Genomic DNA, 15,924 nt, shown 5'->3' with positions numbered 1-15,924 from the left:
TCAGACAAGCTTCCCGCGCTCGACTTGCATGTATTAGGCACGCCGCCAGCGTTCGTCCTGAGCCAAGATCAAACTCTCAATAAAGTTGACTTGCGCTCGCTTCTAAAAGCTAGCTTTTGTTTCATGTTTAAAATCATACTGGTTGTTTTGTTCAGTTTTCAAAGATCAAAGCTTGCTGTCTTTTTTGCGACAACTTTTATATCATACCATCTCATTCATTTAATGTCAACAACTTTTTTTGTGTTTTTTTAAGTTGTCCGAGATGTTTTTTGTCCTGTCGTTTTCAGCGACAATTAATAATATAACACGGTGATTAATTATTATGCAAGGGTAAATTCGTTAGAAATATATTCCAAGGGGAAATGTTGAAAAATCCCCTTGGTATAATAGAATTAAATTTGCACCCAAGTGTATTTCTCTCCCCAGCTTTCTCTTGCTAACTTCTCCACTTTTTCTACATACTGATTATCTACTGCGTATGCGTCTCCTTGTTCATATGGATTGTAGTGAAAAGCATACAGCCTAGCTACAAATTCATGGAATGGCAATGAAGATTCACCAGGCAGTTCTCCATGTCCTTTAACTGTTGGAGTAATCCCTTGCCCCCATACTTGTGCGCTATCATTATTCGGGTTATAAAAATAGATACGGTATTTACCGTCAGAATCACGGGCAACACGTTGAATCGAAACGGCATGCAATCCTAATAGGTTTCCAAATGAATTGGTTATAAAGATACCAACTGGGTTTGGATAAATTAATTCATAGCCATTATTGTAATCTGGATGATGTGTCGCATAAAAAAGACGGACAAATCCAGGGTAATCCGCAACGGAACCAGTCAGCGGATCAATCGTGGAGCTAAATCCCCTCGAAATCCAATCTCCGTAAAAAGCAGGATTGACCCATTTGTGGACATCATCCCCTCTAAATTCTGATCGTCTAACCAACTCACCATATATACGATCAAGATGAGGTACTAAAATAAGTGATACAGGATCTAATTCTTCATGTAAATCTTGCACTAATCCTTCATGGAGGTTTTTAGAATGTATAGTCTGTCCTTCAAATTGCACATCAATATCTCCATCTCTTGCCGCTCGAGGTATTAATTCCAGCAAATAACCGGGAGCATGCAATGACCACAAGCTAATACCACGTGCGGTTTGACATGTAGGGTTCATCCCTTGACCAACTCCAAGTGGTTGCCCGAGGACACTAATTACCCCAGCAAGCATAATGTCATTAGCTGTTATTCCTTCATTATCATTGATCGAATTCAACAAAACTTTCCTAACCTCTGGTTGCAAATCCAGCTCTATCAACCTTTTTAAACCAGGAATAACTGGTGTGGAGGACAATACTCCTCTCTCCAGCACACAAGCAAGTCCATATAAAGATTTTCGCATTGGCAAATGAATAGCTACCGTAATTAAATCACTAACAATGTCGATATATTCCTCTAAATTCGCTTTACCTTTATTATTTAATTGCATTGCGACTGGTAGCAGCTTCTGATTATGTCGGTTTAAATAACGAACAAGGACAACGTGATGCTTGCTGACGAGCCCTGTTTCCCGCATACTTTTAGCAAATATTTTTGCTTCTTCTTCCAATTCCTGTTCTGACATTTCCTTTAACTGTTTACGGTAATCACAGGGATCTTGGTATTTTTTACTTTTCTTTGTTGGACCTGACAATGCATTGACATATCGCTTAATCGCCCTTTTTTCCTTCTCTTCTATCGTTTGTTTCAATAACTTCTTAGCATCGTTAATCATACTGACAATGCGGTTAACCATAATCGGACGTTGAGCGACAAGATCATCAATTTCCTCTAATATCTTACCGGAAATAGATGCTAGTGATAATTTATCTGCTAAAAATTGAAATAGTTTTTCTGCTCTGTTTTTTTCTTTTTGTTTTCCTTCAATTCTAGCCGCTTCTGTCTCTTCCGGAAATAGTATATCTACATTTAAAGCCATTACTTCGTCCAAAAAATGTTTTGCGTCATCCTTAGATACCGTCTCATGTTTGTACTTCCCTTTAGCAATAGCGACCATTCGCAGTTCACTTAAAATTTCCACAATCGATGTCATTCCACTATCCATTAAAGAACCTGAAACCAGTCGAGGTTCCAGATTAGAAGGCTCTGCCCACGGTCCTCCTTCAAAAACCCCAGCTTTATCGAAGCGGTCCGCATGTTGATAGAGAATTTCCATTCCATCCTCTTCATCCATTAAACGTGCGGCAGCCTGTAAAACATCCGACTGATACATTTTTTTCGCATATGGTACTGCTTCTTCCATCACCTGTAATGCTTGCTTAAAGGTCTCCGATTGATTTGTCTCTACTTCAGTACTCACTCATTACACGCTCCTTTACAATAGAAAAACTCGGCTTACAAAGAAACTTTCGGTTCTTATACTTTGTTCACCAATATTTTTACTTCGTTAATAATATTGCTTCTTAATGAAAAAAATCATGTTCGACATAATCGGCTAGTGGTTGCTTTACATGTTGATGATCTTCATGATGGAAAAACACAGTCCCCAGATGATTACCATACCCCTCTTGATCCTGTACCTTTACTTGCATCGGCTTAAATAATGTATGTTTATCAAAACCTGGATGCTCCTCCAACTCGTCAGGAATATTGACGCCTTGTACTGTATTTTTCTTCGGATAGACTAAGAAACTGCCAGCATGTCCATTCGATTGATCCTCCTTCGGAAAGAAATCCTTCAACTTTTCCTCTGGTGTATTCGGATCACAACAAAGAATATGTCCTTCATATGGATTAAATCCATACGTTTTCTGCATAAGGTCAAAAATATGACCACCTGGAATCCGATATGCTACTTCACCAAAATATACTTGTTCATCATCCGTAATAAAAAACTCAGGGTGAATAATACCGTAAGATATATCAAATGCATCCACTAACTTTTGTACTTCTTCGCGAATGGCTGGGCGATATTTCTCTATCTCTGGTGAAGGAGGTACCATCATCGAATAACCAAACACAATATACTCCGTAATATTTAAAAACAATAATTTTCCTTGATGGATAAAGGCTTCACAGGATACTTCGATTCCTTTTAAATGACTTTCCACTAAACTAGGAAAATTATCATCGGAAAGTTTCGTATCAATATCTTTTTCCGACCGAATCATACGGTGACCAGCAGCTCCCGCTTTATTTAAAGCTTTCACATGTATTGGATCACGATCTTCTTCATGATGACGTAATAAGGAAGCATTGATTCGTCGAAAAAACTGACGAACCTGTTCTCTGTCGTTTACTTCTTCAAACACTCCCACTTTAAGTCCACCAATATGGGCTCTACGTTTCATCATTGCTTTATCTCGAAACAGAATAGAATGGTGAAAAAGTTTAGGCTCTTGTCTAAAATAAGCATTTAAAGCACCAGCCCATTCCACTGTTTCTTCAAATAATGGAATAGCATGATCAACATCAAGTTGCTGTAATGCTTGAAAAAGTGGTTCAGCTTTCTGATATACTTGCTCATAATCGATATCCTTATCAAATTGCCAAGCATAAAAAGGAATCTGATGTTTTTCGGCATAGTCTTGAAACTCTGGCAAACTCACCACAATATATGGTCGCTGGATACGATCCATCGCTTCCATTGTTGGAATACTCCAACCGATAAGTGCTATTTTCTTCCCTTTCGCAGGTTTCACATGCTTTAGTTTTATTGGTCCAGTTTGTTTTTGTTGAATCATTTTACGATCCTTTTGGTCATTTACTTTGAATGAAGTGTCTTGATTTGGTAAATCAAATGTCATCTTTAACCCTTTCCTTTCTGTCTCTTCTATGATGAGTGTTAGATATCAAAGTATTTTGTACCAGATATTCATATTTTCCATGCTTCCGGCAATATTACTATTTCGAATCATTTTGCCTCCATATTGAAATCCATGTTTCACATTCACTAAGTTCATCCCTACAGATACGGAACGTGAATACGAAAATAATACATTCATTCCTAATTGCTTTACTCTTGGTATCAAACAAGATACTTGGTAGGATAACAACTGTTTGCCGCGATGATTTGGATATGTTGCACAATCAGATAGTTCAGCTGATTGGTAATCAGGCAATACATCTGCTGAACAAGCACTGACAACAGAACCTTCTTTCTCAATAATCGAGAAATAGACCTGATTTTGCATCATTTCCTTAATAAATTCAGGATCATTCATAGGGGTGGGATAAGATTTAAATACGGTTTTATACAACAATGCCATTTGAGGAGCATCTTTTTTTTCTGCCCACTTCATCGAATACCCTTCTGGCAGACCAAAAGTGAAGCCTTCTTTTATTCGTTCTTTAATGTTTTGCATGACCTGTTTCTCTGCTTCTGAATCCACTGATTGTTTACGATCAGAATTTAGAAAAATAGCATAAATTAGAGCTGTTTCACCATTAAAAAAACCTTGAATCATACCTTCATAATCAGCATTATAAGACTTCATCAACTCTTGGTTATCAGGTAATACATAAAAAATTAATTTGTCGCAATTGGTTTCTCTTGAGAGCCTTTGCAAGCGATCCATAAAAGTATCCATATTTTTTGCTATTGGGAGTTGATATACCTTTATTCGCCTGCTAGTGGGTTCTACTGTTATATGTTGGCCAAAAAAGGTGAGGTCATAAGCTGATTTTTGTAACATTTTCATACACACTAGTTCCTCCTTTTATTGTTACGACTACTCTTAAAACCCAAAACTTAGTGTACTAATTTTAACCATACCTATACGTATCAAAATAATTAATTTTCCATGTATAATACCAAACCCATTCCGTCTCTTATCGCTTTAGATACTTACTGTGAAGTAATGAAAATTTTGTAGAGTGAGGCCTTCTTCCATTCTGATTAATGATGAGTGCTCACATACGCTCCGGCAGAATACTGCGCTTTCCATGGGCTCGGCTTCAGCTAACTTGGTGAAGAAAGGCACTTCACCAAGTGTTTTTCTTTGCAAAGTTAGCTGAGGCCGTGCCCCCGGAAAGGGAGTATTTTTCCGCAGCGACGATTATGCACTCATCTAAATTCAGTACGGAAGAGAGCAATTCCTTGTCCTCGTTACTGCGCAGTATACGGATTATGTGAAGAAAAAAAATAACCCTTCCTAAATAGAAGAGTTATTTCTAATATTCATATGATTAAATAACAAAAACACTAATAGCAGTTAAACAAGCAATGCCTGGAATACCTAACATTCCGACAATCACCGCTGTAAATACATTGATGGGTATATGCAATCCAAAAGATGCACCAAACAAGTTAAAGAAGAACAGAAATAAAACACCAACTGTAACTTTCATCACAACTTGCCCACTACCTTTAACGAAATTCACCGGAATTCCTTTCGTTAGCAAAATGACAATTAATACAACTATTCCTGCTATAATCCACCAATTCATATACTTGTCCCCTTTAACATATAAAATATTACTCTATCTATATGAAGAGAAAACAAGAAATAGAAGCAAAACTATTTAATAGCAGATAATTTTCGCACTTTAGCTTCTCTTAGTAAATAAAAGTACTTTGCCTTTGTCATTGCTAAATCAAATTGACCGTGTTCACTCGGCTCAATGCTTCGATTCAAAATATCCTCTAAATAATTCCATTCCTTTTTCAAATGAAATATTTTATCTAAAAATTCTTGATCTAGTTCTGCTTTTTTTATTTTTTTGGAACGAAACATATTCTTCACCTACTATTACACTTCTCTTCTGCCTTCTAATGCTTTGGAGAGTGTTACCTCATCGGCATACTCTAAATCCCCTCCCATTGGCAGACCATGAGCAATTCGTGTAGTTTTTATACCCGAAGGCTTCACCAATCTTGAGATATACATCGCAGTTGCTTCACCTTCAATATTTGGGTTCGTTGCTAAAATTAATTCTTTTATTCCTTCATCTTTTAATCGGTTAATCAATGATGGTACATTAATATCTTCCGGACCAATCCCATCCATTGGAGATATCGCACCATGTAAGACATGATACTTACCATTGAATTCTTTCATTTTTTCCATTGCAATGACATCTTTTGGATCTTGCACAACACATATTAAAGACTGGTCACGCATATCATCCTGACAAATGGCACACGGATCCTGATCTGTAATATGCCCACATGTACTGCAATGTGTCAATTCACGCTTTGCGTTGGCGAGCGCTTTTGCAAAGTCCAACACATCATCTTCTTTCATATTTAAGACAAAAAAAGCCAGGCGAACGGCAGTTTTTGGACCGATTCCTGGCAGTTTGGTAAAGCTGTCAATCAGCTTTGATATCGGTTCGGGATAATACATGAGAACCCTCCTAGAACATGCCTCCAGGTAAATTTAATCCTTTAGTAAATTTGCCCATCGTATCATTTGTTTTATCTTCTACTTCTTTAAGCACTTCATTTGTTGCTGCTAAAATAAGGTCTTGTAGCATTTCGATATCATCTGGATCTACTACTTCTTCCTTGATTTCAATATCGGTAATTTCCTTCTTTCCATTCGCTACTACTTTTACCATTCCACCACCAGCGGTAGCTTCAAACGTCATTTCTTGTAACTCTTCTTGAGCTTTCATCATATCCTTTTGCATTTTCTGCATTTGTTTCATCATTTTATTCATGTTTCCTCCACCACGCATGGAAAACCCTCCTAATATAGATCTATTTTTTAATCATGTATTTCTAATAAGTCATCACCGACTAACTCCCTGGCAGCATCTACTACCGGATCTTCTTCTTCTGATGAAGAGCTATCCGATTCATCCGCACCGTCATCTTGTTGTTTTTGTTTACGAACATATTCTTCACGTAAACTAGTCCATTCAGCTTCTGGAATTGGAATAAAAGATACATTCTGCCCGATAGCCTCAGATAACATTAATTCTATCGTTTGTTTATGCTCTAATGCAAGTGAACAGTGAATTTCATATCGAAAAGCAATAATAATTATATCTTCTGACGCTGCACTCGGCTTACTATTTTGTATGGTCGCATGTGCCGGGGCACTTTGTTTCTTTAAAGCATCCATGAAAGCAGGCCACTGCAATCTAACTTTTTGAATCGCAGCCTTAGAAGCGTCATTCAAAACATGTCTAATTCTGTCATAAGGTACTTTATAACCATTACGGTTCGTTGATGTACTTCGTTTCGGCGCAGGCTGCTTTCTTTCCGTTTGTGCAGCTTGACTTGGTTGTTTCTGAATGTTCGTCAGTTGCTGTTCTAATTTTCGAATCTTTTCATTTAACTGTTCTACTGCAGGCATTGAAGCAACATCTGTTTTTGCACCAGTTTCTTGATTGCAGATTTTTAATACGGCTACTTCAATAAAAACTTTTGGACTATTCGTCCACTTAATTTCCTGCTGACATTGATTTAATTCTTTGATTGCTATTTGAATCCATTCAGCATCAAGCTTTCCTGATAATTCTTTAAAAGACTCATCAACAATTGCCCGCTCCAGTACATTTTCGAGAGATGGGGCCGTCTGATATAACAATATATCACGCAAATAGTAGATAAGATCAAAAACAAAACGACCAGGATCCTTACCTTCCTGGATCATCCCGTCAATCTCCAGTAATGTTGCTTTCACTTCATTTGTATGCATCGCACTGACGACTTTTGCCAATTTAGCTTGTGAAACAGATCCAGTTACAGCGAGTACGTCATCAATTGTTACTTGATCTTCACTATAAGAAATAGCTTGATCTAACAAACTCAACGCATCACGCATACCACCTTCAGCAGATAGGGCAACCGCCTCTAACGCTTCCTCTGTCACAGCAATTTCTTCCGCTTCAATAATCTTCTTCATACGATCAACCATAGCCGATTGAGCGATTCGTTTAAAATCAAATCGTTGGCATCTCGAGATAATGGTTAACGGAATTTTATGTGGCTCCGTTGTCGCTAACACAAAGATAACGTGTTTAGGTGGTTCTTCTAATGTCTTTAACAACGCATTAAACGCACCAATGGATAGCATATGAACTTCATCAATAATATACACTTTATACGTTACCGCACTTGGGGCATATTTTACTTTGTCACGAATATCCCTGATCTGTTCAACACCATTATTAGAAGCTGCATCAATTTCTACCACATCTGAAATGGAGCCATCCTGAATCCCAATACATGCATCACATTGATTACATGGCTCTAAGGATGGCCCATTCTGACAGTTAACTGCTTTGGCAAATATCTTAGCCGCACTTGTTTTTCCCGTACCTCGGGGACCTGAAAAAAGGTAAGCATGGGTAAACTTATCTTGCATGATCGCATTTTGTAAGGTACGAGTAATATGTACTTGTCCTACTACATCTTCGAAATTCTTTGGACGCCAGACACGATATAATGCTTGATAGCCCATAACTGATCCCCTTTACTAATAATCATCGATTTCTTCCTCATTTTATTGTATCAAATCCAAGCTCGAAAAACGAGTAATAATTGAGTGGAACGTTTATCTGATCTTTGATCAAACTTATGGACGCTATTTCAACCTTTCTGTCCATATGGTCTGTAAAAGAAACTTAAAACCTTGAATTAGTGGCCATCTCTGACACTTTACATTCAACCTCTAATATAACAAAAACCTCTTGTATAATTACAAGAGGTTGAATCTTTTTTATTTAACGCCGTGCACCAAGCTTCGATGACATCACCTCAAGCGTTACTCAAGTTGATAGCTCGACCCAGGCTTCCCTGCGGCACACAGGAGGATTCGCTTAATGCTGCTTCCTTCCGGACCTGACATGGTTCACAAGTTCCTGTTGCGCAGGACCCGAGTGTCAACACTACTCCCTTAAGGCAGACCTTAAAGTGATGGCACCTCAGCAAGGCATTCAGTCTCGCTATAGCGGATTGCGAGTACAGGGCACCGCTACCTCCCCACCTAGCACGGCAAATTTACTAACATATTCAATTGCGCCCAATTTAAAAGCGCAAATATTAGTATAACCTTTTTTTAGAGAAAATGCAATCGAAAACAACATCTAATTTCTTCCATATTAACTTCACCCATAACCGTTTTATTCTTTACACTACTGGAAAACCTTCACAAACACTCGAAGGGTTAGCCACATCCAAATCAGCGCCAGTAAACTAAAAGTAAAAAAAACTAAAAGCACCGGAAATTCCAACGAAAAAAACATAGTGGAAAACATCAGTAACATGATTGTAATCGTAATATGGATTTTGGATATTCCAATAATTAAGGCATTTTTTAATTGTTGAATAACAGAAGCATAGTTATGAACAATAAGCGGAAATGCCCAGATTACCATAGTGAAATAAAGAAATAAAAGGAAGTAGAAGATAAATGGGACAACAAATAGTATCTCTTCCTGGGAACTGCTAATGACCTCAAAATTTAAATAGAACAAAAAGCCAATAATTGCAAGAATCCACCCGATCATATTCGCGTACTTAAATTCTTCTTTGTATACCTTTTTAAAAGTCGACCAAATATGGATATCCTTATCACCCATTAACCACTTTCTAACTACTCCAAGTGCTGCAGCTGTTGCTGGAAACACACCGAGAACACCTAACCCTATTAAGGTAAAAGCGATCCAAAGTATATTTAATAATGCTAATTTAGTTGTCCATACAAATACTTTATCTAATGTTGTTGTTATAAATTTGCCGTTCATGATTTAAGCCATCCTTCTACACTTTACTACTATTATAACACGAAAAAAAAGCCATAGTCTTCGTAGCATACTATGGCTTTCAACTAGTAGACAATCTGTTATCCTTTTACACCGCCAGACGTTAATCCTGCAACAAAGTAACGTTGGAAGAAAATAAACAAAATAACGATTGGAATAATAGTTAAAACAGATCCCGCGATTAAGATATCATAGTTATTCCCATATGGAGTTAGTAGTGTTGCTAACCCAATCGGAAGTGTAAACATATCATTTGAACGCAATACAAGCAACGGCCATAGGAAGTTGTTCCAACTAGCTAGTCCTTGCAAAATCGCCATTGCTGCCAGCGAAGGCCCCATTAACGGAAGCATAATCTTAAAGTATATCCCGTATTCAGTACTTCCATCTATCCTAGCTGCGTCCATCAACGCTGTTGGCAGACCTGTAGCATATTGCCGGAAGAAGAATACTGCAACAGGCGCGACGATTAACGGAAGAACTACCGCAAAATAACTGTCCACTAACTGTGCACCTACCATCATTTGATATAAAGGAAGCATTAGTATCTCAAACGGAATCATTAAAATCAATAATACTAATACGAAGAATAAGTTTCTTCCTTTAAAATCGTAAACAGCTAACGCATAACCAACCATCGACGAAAAGAATAAAGATAGTACAATTGTCAACGCCGAAATAATTAAACTGTTCCCATACCAGCTCCAATAAGAAGCAGCTTGTTGGAAGATATACATATAGTTATCCATGTTTAATTGACTAAAATCAATACTAAATGTAATGCCATCTCGCATTAGATCTGATGATGGTCGAAAGGACGAAATCAACAATCCAATAATCGGAAATAATATGATTAATGAGATGAGCGCAAACCCAACAGTGGCTACCCACGTCAATCCACTATTTTTCTTGTTGGTATCCATTATTCATCACCTCGTTTGAACGTACCTGTTGCTATTAAGTTAATAATACTAATAACAAAGATTATTAACATGAGGACAACTCCGATAGCAGAACCGAATCCCATATCGTTTTGCCCGATCCCTTGTTGATAGATGTAACCTACTACCGTTAAACCGATATTCCCTGGTGAACTTGTTTCCCAGAAGACGAAACTTTCTTCAAACATTCTAAATCCATTAATGATCGTAATTGTACTAACAAAAATCGTAATCGGTTTTAAGTGTGGAATGGTAATATATCTTAATTTCTGAAATGCACTAGCACCATCAATATCCGCTGCTTCGTATAATTCATCGGATATATTTTGAAGCTGTGCTAAGAAATATAAGACATTGACACCAATCCAGCGCCATGAAGCTAAGATCACCATTAGGAACATCGCAGACCAAGCATTGTAGCGCCAGTCAATCGATTCCATTCCTAAAAAGTTTACAATTTGATTAGCTACAGATGAATCTGCCTCACTAAACATTAACCTGAAAATCATACCACCAACAATGGTTGAAGTTAAAGCTGGAATGAAAATAGAGGCTCTAAAAATCGTTTTAAATTTTACTAATTTAGAGTTTAGTAATATGGCTAAAAGCATTGGAACAAGCGTTAAGATAATAACGGTCAGTATTACATAGATCGTTGTATTGGATAACGCTTTATAGAAATTCGGATTAAATACCCGTTCATAGTTTCTTAATCCAATAAATTCAACTTGTCCTGGTAAGATACTTTGAAAACTCATGATAATCCCGTGAATAGCGGGATAAAGAGTTAAAATTAAAAAAGACAAAATAAATGGTGAAACAAAAATATAAGGAACTACTTTTTTTGAATTTAAGAATCTTAAAAACTTGTTCGGTTCCTTATATGCTGTTTTTTCTAAGCTAGCACTTGTATGAGATCCTTGACCTGGAGATGACACGATATTACCTCCTTTTGATTTATCTAATTTAGGAGACAGATTTTTCTAACCTAATCTGTCTCCTAAAATGTTAGTGAAACATATTATTGATCCATTTCTGACCTTACTGCGTCTGCAGCTTGTTCAAGTGCTTCTTGCGGAGTTTGAGAATCATTTCGGATCGTTTGCTGTGTTACATTTGTATGGAACTCACTGATTACATCTGGTGTATTCTCCGTAAAGTTCAACTGATTGATGTCATCTCGCACTTCTAGAAGCATGTCAAAGATTCCATCTCCGAAGTAATCATAATATTTGTTATCTGCTTGCACTTCTTCACTTTCCCAAGTGTCCCAACGTGGTGGATCAAATCCTAACACTGTCCAAAGGTTAATATTACCTTCTTCACTAAGCTTAGCGTATGCTAAAAATTCTTTTGCTAGTTCTACATCTTCAGATTGATTTGTTACAACTGTACCTGTTCCACCCATACCAGCAGAGCGTTTTCCGCCTTCTTCCCACGCTGGCATCGGACGAATTGCAATTTTACCTTCTAAATCAGGCATATTATCCAAGAATCTTCCCATATACCATAATGGAGCTAAAATGGAAGCTGATCCTCCATCTGAGAAGTATCCATAAAACTCTTCTGATTGATTCATACCACCTGGTGTTACTTCAGCGATTTCATGTTCATAAATAACATCTTGCAAGAATTGTAGAGTATCAATATTTGTTTGATTATCTAATGTTAACTCACCATTTTCATCAAACGCATCGGAATCTTGTTGTGAAATCATTGGCCACATATCCATTAACCAATCCTCTGTTCCGACATTCCACATCATGGAATCTGTGTTTGCTACCACTTGTTCACCAGCTGCTACGAAGTCATCCCATGTTTCAATTGCATCAATGTCTACTCCAGCTTCATCCATAATTTCTGTGTTATAGAACATTACTGTTGCACCAACGTGTGTAGGTACACCATAGTAGTTTCCATCTTTAGCATAGTTTTCAAATCTTGATGTTACCGCATTCTCTAATACTGGCTCTACATATTCATTCAATGGCTCTAACTGAACTTCCCCTTGTAAATAGTTCGGGAATTGTCCAATTTCGATATCAGCAATATCCGGACCACCTTGACCAGATTGAATCGCTAACAATAAATTGTTGTGCATTTGCTCAAACGGATACGTTTCTGCAACTAATTTAATTGCTCGATCTGGATTTTCTTCATTCCATCGTTCTGCTGCATCACTGTAAAGATCAACGTGTTGTCCTACGAATGTCCAAAATGTTATTTCTGTTGCATCTTCAATATCTTCACCAATTACTTCTACTTCTTCTGCTTCACCAGCGGAATCATCATCTCCGCCTCCGCCACAAGCTACTAAAGCTACAGACAATAAACCTAAAAGTAAAATGAGTAAACTTTTCTTCATCTTAATACCCCCTATTTTATGAAACGCTTTCAAATGTTACAAAAAAATTATACTTACTACCATGCATGATAGACTTTGAATCACTAATTTGTTATTCATAAATAACATCTTTAAATAGAGATTATCATTATATTAACCAGTTGTCAATAACTACTTTAATGTTTTCATTAAATTTATACGTACATGTTAAAAGATAGTGTGTTCAAGTAATCAACCATTATTTACTTTGATTGCTCTAAAGGTACACGTAATAACTAATACTCTAAAATCATACAACTTTAATTAATGTTTTTGTTTTATTTTGATTTTCAAATATGTAAAAAGGTAATTAATAAGTTATTTTAGATGATTACACAAAAAGCTTATACTTTACTAAAGATGAGTACTATAAAGCTTGAACTTCCACGTTTTTTTCTGCACTATAGTAGTAAATATCAAAAGTGTGGGATGATAATGACAGATCAGGAATATATGTTAATAGCCCTAGAAGAGGCGAAAAAGGCTGAGGTGCTGGGAGAAGTACCGATTGGGGCTGTAATCGTTTATCAAGAAGAAGTGATTGCAACGGCATTTAATTTACGAGAAAAATTGCAGACGACCAACTCTCATGCGGAAATGCTTGCAATAGATAAGGCAAATCAAGTACTAGGTAGTTGGCGACTAGAAGATTGTACATTATATGTCACTTTAGAACCATGTCCAATGTGTGCAGGTGCTATATTGCAATCAAGAATATCACGTGTTGTATATGGGGCAAAAGATAAAAAAGCAGGATGTGCCGGTTCCTTATACAATTTCCTGGAGGATGAGCGTTTTAATCATCAAGTAGATGTAGTAGCTGGTGTAATGGAAGAAGAGTCCAGCCAACTATTATCAGACTTCTTTAAAGCATTGCGACAAAAGAAAAGACAAGAAAAAATGATAAATAAAAATACGATTGATCCATCCTAAACAGACGAAAAAGTATCTAGACAACAGAAGAACTGAGGTGTGAGCATGAATAAAACAGCTGTATTATTCATTGATTTAATCAATGATTTTACATTTCATGAAGGAGATTTACTTTTAAACAATACGAGAAAGATTTTACCGAACATTAAGAGGTTAAAGCAATATGCAAAAGAACGTAATTATCCGATCATTTATATTAATGATCATTATGATACATGGGAAACAGATTTCAAACAAATTGCCCAGACATGTTTATCATCAAGAAATGAAGACATCATTGAACAAGGAATGCCGAACAAAGAAGATTACTTTATTATGAAGCCTCAAATGTCAGGCTTTTTTCGCACACCATTACGTTCTTTATTAGAACAATTAGAGATAAGTCACTTAATAATTGCAGGCATTGCAGGGAATATTTGTGTGCTATTTACCGCCAATGATGCCCATATGCGTGGTTATACACTACATGTTCCGGAAAATTGTGTTGCATCGAATACCGAAAGACATAACCAGGAAGCCATTAAACTTATGGCAGAAGTATTTAATGCCGAAACGAAACCCATTTAAATATTCATGCCACTATGTTCTATTTCTCCTTTCTTATCATAAAAATAAATAGAGAACATCTTTTTATTAGAAAGGAGAACTTTTCGTGCAAATTTATGTAGTAAAACAGGGGGATAGTTTATATCAAATAGCCAATCAATTTGGAACTTCCTATGAATCGATTGCCAATGCAAATGAAATAGATCCCGAATTGTCGCTAGTTGTTGGTCAAGCACTTGTTATCCCAATTTATGGACGCTTTTATGTCGTCAGACCAGGTGATAGTTTATATACAATTGGCCAAAGGTTTGGTATATCTGCCGCTGAACTTGCTAGTATCAATCAAATCAATATGTATCAACCACTTTCTGTCGGGATGACATTATATATACCAGAACCTGCTAAATCTTCAATTGAAGTCAATGCCTATGTCGAACCCACTGGAGGGACGGTCTCAGAAACGCTGGAAAATGCGGCGCGAAAACATGCAGGTAACTTAACCTACTTAGCTCCTTTCTCCTACCAAGTAGACCGACAAGGAAACTTAAGTGCTCCCCCATTAAATCAATTTGCAGCTATTGCAAACGAACATAATGCTACACTGATGCTTGTTGTTACCAATCTCGAAGAAGGTGCTTTTAGCGCAGAATTAGGTCGAATCATTTTAACTGATGAAACCGTCCAAAATAATTTACTCGACCAAATTATTCAAACTGCTCAGGAAATTGGTTTTGGAGATATTCATTTTGATTTTGAATTTTTACCTCCTGAAAATCGTGAGGACTATCGCAGCTTTTTGGAAAAGGCAACCACTCGATTACATCAAGAAGGACTATTGGTATCAACTGCACTTGCACCTAAAACAAGTGCTGAACAACAAGGAGAATGGTATGAGGCTCATGATTATGGCGCACACGGAGAAATTGTTGATTTTGTTGTCTTGATGACATACGAATGGGGATATAGTGGTGGCCCTCCAATGGCCGTTTCACCGATTGGCCCTGTCCGGGACGTCGTTAATTATGCCTTAACAGAAATGCCACCAGAAAAAATATTATTAGGTCAAAATCTGTATGGTTATGACTGGACACTTCCCTATGAACCTGGTGGTGAAATGGCACAAGCTATTAGTCCACAACAAGGAATCCAAATCGCTAGAGAAAACAATCAATCGATCCTGTATGATGAAGAAGCACAAGCTCCTTATTTTAATTATACAGATCAGAATGGAGAAGAGCACGAAGTCTGGTTTGAGGATGCACGCTCCATTCAAGCTAAATTTGATCTTATTAAAGAAAAAAATTTACGAGGGATCAGTTATTGGAAACTAGGGTTGGCCTTTCCACAAAATTGGTTGTTACTCGAAGATCAATTTACAATAAAAAAAAGAGGATAGC

General features: G+C 37.0%; 15 protein-coding genes, 1 rRNA gene and 1 other RNA gene. 3 read left to right on the top strand and 14 right to left on the bottom strand.

The window, feature by feature from the left end:
- The 14 genes from D569_RS0118375 to D569_RS0118310 form a co-directional block, all read right to left on the bottom strand.
- Positions 1 to 84 (bottom strand): 16S ribosomal RNA (locus D569_RS0118375); the annotation flags it as partial.
- Positions 85 to 392: 308 nt separating this feature from the next.
- Positions 393 to 2,366, bottom strand: a complete 1,974-nt coding sequence (locus tag D569_RS0118370; protein ID WP_018933899.1) for a hypothetical protein — start codon at positions 2,364 to 2,366, stop codon at positions 393 to 395.
- Between the two features lie 103 nt (positions 2,367 to 2,469).
- Positions 2,470 to 3,813 (bottom strand): ATP-grasp domain-containing protein, encoded by a 1,344-nt coding sequence (locus tag D569_RS0118365; protein ID WP_018933898.1) that lies wholly within the window; start codon positions 3,811 to 3,813, stop codon positions 2,470 to 2,472.
- A gap of 45 nt (positions 3,814 to 3,858) precedes the next feature.
- A complete protein-coding gene (ablB, locus tag D569_RS0118360) occupies positions 3,859 to 4,707 on the bottom strand; it encodes a putative beta-lysine N-acetyltransferase (protein WP_018933897.1) in 849 nt (282 codons plus the stop codon).
- A 487-nt stretch (positions 4,708 to 5,194) separates the two neighbouring features.
- Positions 5,195 to 5,455 (bottom strand): pro-sigmaK processing inhibitor BofA family protein, encoded by a 261-nt coding sequence (locus D569_RS0118355; protein WP_018933896.1) that lies wholly within the window; start codon positions 5,453 to 5,455, stop codon positions 5,195 to 5,197.
- A gap of 71 nt (positions 5,456 to 5,526) precedes the next feature.
- Positions 5,527 to 5,742 carry a YaaL family protein gene (locus D569_RS0118350; protein WP_018933895.1) on the bottom strand — a complete coding sequence of 72 codons (216 nt, stop codon included), beginning with the start codon at positions 5,740 to 5,742 and terminating at the stop codon, positions 5,527 to 5,529.
- A 15-nt stretch (positions 5,743 to 5,757) separates the two neighbouring features.
- Positions 5,758 to 6,354 carry a recombination mediator RecR gene (gene recR / locus D569_RS0118345; protein ID WP_018933894.1) on the bottom strand — a complete coding sequence of 199 codons (597 nt, stop codon included), beginning with the start codon at positions 6,352 to 6,354 and terminating at the stop codon, positions 5,758 to 5,760.
- Positions 6,355 to 6,364: 10 nt separating this feature from the next.
- On the bottom strand, positions 6,365 to 6,688 hold the full coding sequence (locus tag D569_RS0118340) for a YbaB/EbfC family nucleoid-associated protein (RefSeq protein ID WP_018933893.1): 324 nt from the start codon (positions 6,686 to 6,688) through the stop codon (positions 6,365 to 6,367).
- A gap of 29 nt (positions 6,689 to 6,717) precedes the next feature.
- Entirely contained in the window at positions 6,718 to 8,421 is a 1,704-nt protein-coding gene (gene dnaX / locus D569_RS0118335) for a DNA polymerase III subunit gamma/tau (protein WP_018933892.1), read from the bottom strand.
- 268 nt (positions 8,422 to 8,689) lie between these two features.
- Positions 8,690 to 8,955, bottom strand: an RNA gene (gene ffs, locus D569_RS24140) — signal recognition particle sRNA large type.
- Positions 8,956 to 9,094: 139 nt separating this feature from the next.
- Complete coding sequence (locus D569_RS0118325) at positions 9,095 to 9,706, bottom strand: YesL family protein (RefSeq protein ID WP_018933890.1); 612 nt, start codon at positions 9,704 to 9,706, stop codon at positions 9,095 to 9,097.
- Between the two features lie 98 nt (positions 9,707 to 9,804).
- Positions 9,805 to 10,647 carry a carbohydrate ABC transporter permease gene (locus D569_RS0118320; RefSeq protein WP_018933889.1) on the bottom strand — a complete coding sequence of 281 codons (843 nt, stop codon included), beginning with the start codon at positions 10,645 to 10,647 and terminating at the stop codon, positions 9,805 to 9,807.
- On the bottom strand, positions 10,647 to 11,603 hold the full coding sequence (locus D569_RS0118315; protein WP_018933888.1) for a carbohydrate ABC transporter permease: 957 nt from the start codon (positions 11,601 to 11,603) through the stop codon (positions 10,647 to 10,649). The genes D569_RS0118320 and D569_RS0118315 overlap by 1 nt, the downstream gene beginning before the upstream one ends.
- A gap of 83 nt (positions 11,604 to 11,686) precedes the next feature.
- Positions 11,687 to 13,030, bottom strand: coding sequence for an ABC transporter substrate-binding protein (locus D569_RS0118310; RefSeq protein ID WP_018933887.1), 1,344 nt, complete (start codon positions 13,028 to 13,030; stop codon positions 11,687 to 11,689).
- 453 nt (positions 13,031 to 13,483) lie between these two features.
- Here D569_RS0118310 and tadA point away from each other — a divergent pair, with 453 nt between their 5' ends.
- The 3 genes from tadA to D569_RS0118295 all read left to right on the top strand — a co-directional run bounded on the left by tadA (position 13,484) and on the right by D569_RS0118295 (position 15,923).
- Positions 13,484 to 13,981, top strand: a complete 498-nt coding sequence (gene tadA / locus D569_RS0118305; protein ID WP_018933886.1) for a tRNA adenosine(34) deaminase TadA — start codon at positions 13,484 to 13,486, stop codon at positions 13,979 to 13,981.
- Positions 13,982 to 14,026: 45 nt separating this feature from the next.
- Positions 14,027 to 14,548, top strand: a complete 522-nt coding sequence (locus tag D569_RS0118300; RefSeq protein ID WP_018933885.1) for a cysteine hydrolase family protein — start codon at positions 14,027 to 14,029, stop codon at positions 14,546 to 14,548.
- Between the two features lie 85 nt (positions 14,549 to 14,633).
- Entirely contained in the window at positions 14,634 to 15,923 is a 1,290-nt protein-coding gene (locus tag D569_RS0118295) for a glycoside hydrolase family 18 protein (RefSeq protein ID WP_018933884.1), read from the top strand.
- The last annotated feature ends 1 nt before the right edge of the window (position 15,924 follow it).

This window comes from Gracilibacillus lacisalsi DSM 19029 (assembly GCF_000377765.1).
GTDB lineage: Bacteria > Bacillota > Bacilli > Bacillales > Amphibacillaceae > Gracilibacillus > Gracilibacillus lacisalsi.
The sequence above is the reverse complement of the archived record's forward strand: the minus strand, read 5'-3'. Positions and strand labels throughout refer to the sequence as shown.

Excerpts from the sequence above, each read along its gene's own strand:
- D569_RS0118365 (WP_018933898.1), bottom strand. The coding sequence starts at position 3,813 with ATGACATTTGATTTACCAAATCAAGACACTTCATTCAAAGTAAATGAC.
- ablB (WP_018933897.1), bottom strand. The coding sequence starts at position 4,707 with ATGAAAATGTTACAAAAATCAGCTTATGACCTCACCTTTTTTGGCCAA.
- D569_RS0118355 (WP_018933896.1), bottom strand. The coding sequence starts at position 5,455 with ATGAATTGGTGGATTATAGCAGGAATAGTTGTATTAATTGTCATTTTG.
- D569_RS0118350 (WP_018933895.1), bottom strand. The coding sequence starts at position 5,742 with ATGTTTCGTTCCAAAAAAATAAAAAAAGCAGAACTAGATCAAGAATTT.
- recR (WP_018933894.1), bottom strand. The coding sequence starts at position 6,354 with ATGTATTATCCCGAACCGATATCAAAGCTGATTGACAGCTTTACCAAA.
- D569_RS0118340 (WP_018933893.1), bottom strand. The coding sequence starts at position 6,688 with ATGCGTGGTGGAGGAAACATGAATAAAATGATGAAACAAATGCAGAAA.
- dnaX (WP_018933892.1), bottom strand. The coding sequence starts at position 8,421 with ATGGGCTATCAAGCATTATATCGTGTCTGGCGTCCAAAGAATTTCGAA.
- D569_RS0118325 (WP_018933890.1), bottom strand. The coding sequence starts at position 9,706 with ATGAACGGCAAATTTATAACAACAACATTAGATAAAGTATTTGTATGG.
- D569_RS0118320 (WP_018933889.1), bottom strand. The coding sequence starts at position 10,647 with ATGGATACCAACAAGAAAAATAGTGGATTGACGTGGGTAGCCACTGTT.
- D569_RS0118310 (WP_018933887.1), bottom strand. The coding sequence starts at position 13,030 with ATGAAGAAAAGTTTACTCATTTTACTTTTAGGTTTATTGTCTGTAGCT.
- tadA (WP_018933886.1), top strand. The coding sequence starts at position 13,484 with ATGACAGATCAGGAATATATGTTAATAGCCCTAGAAGAGGCGAAAAAG.
- D569_RS0118300 (WP_018933885.1), top strand. The coding sequence starts at position 14,027 with ATGAATAAAACAGCTGTATTATTCATTGATTTAATCAATGATTTTACA.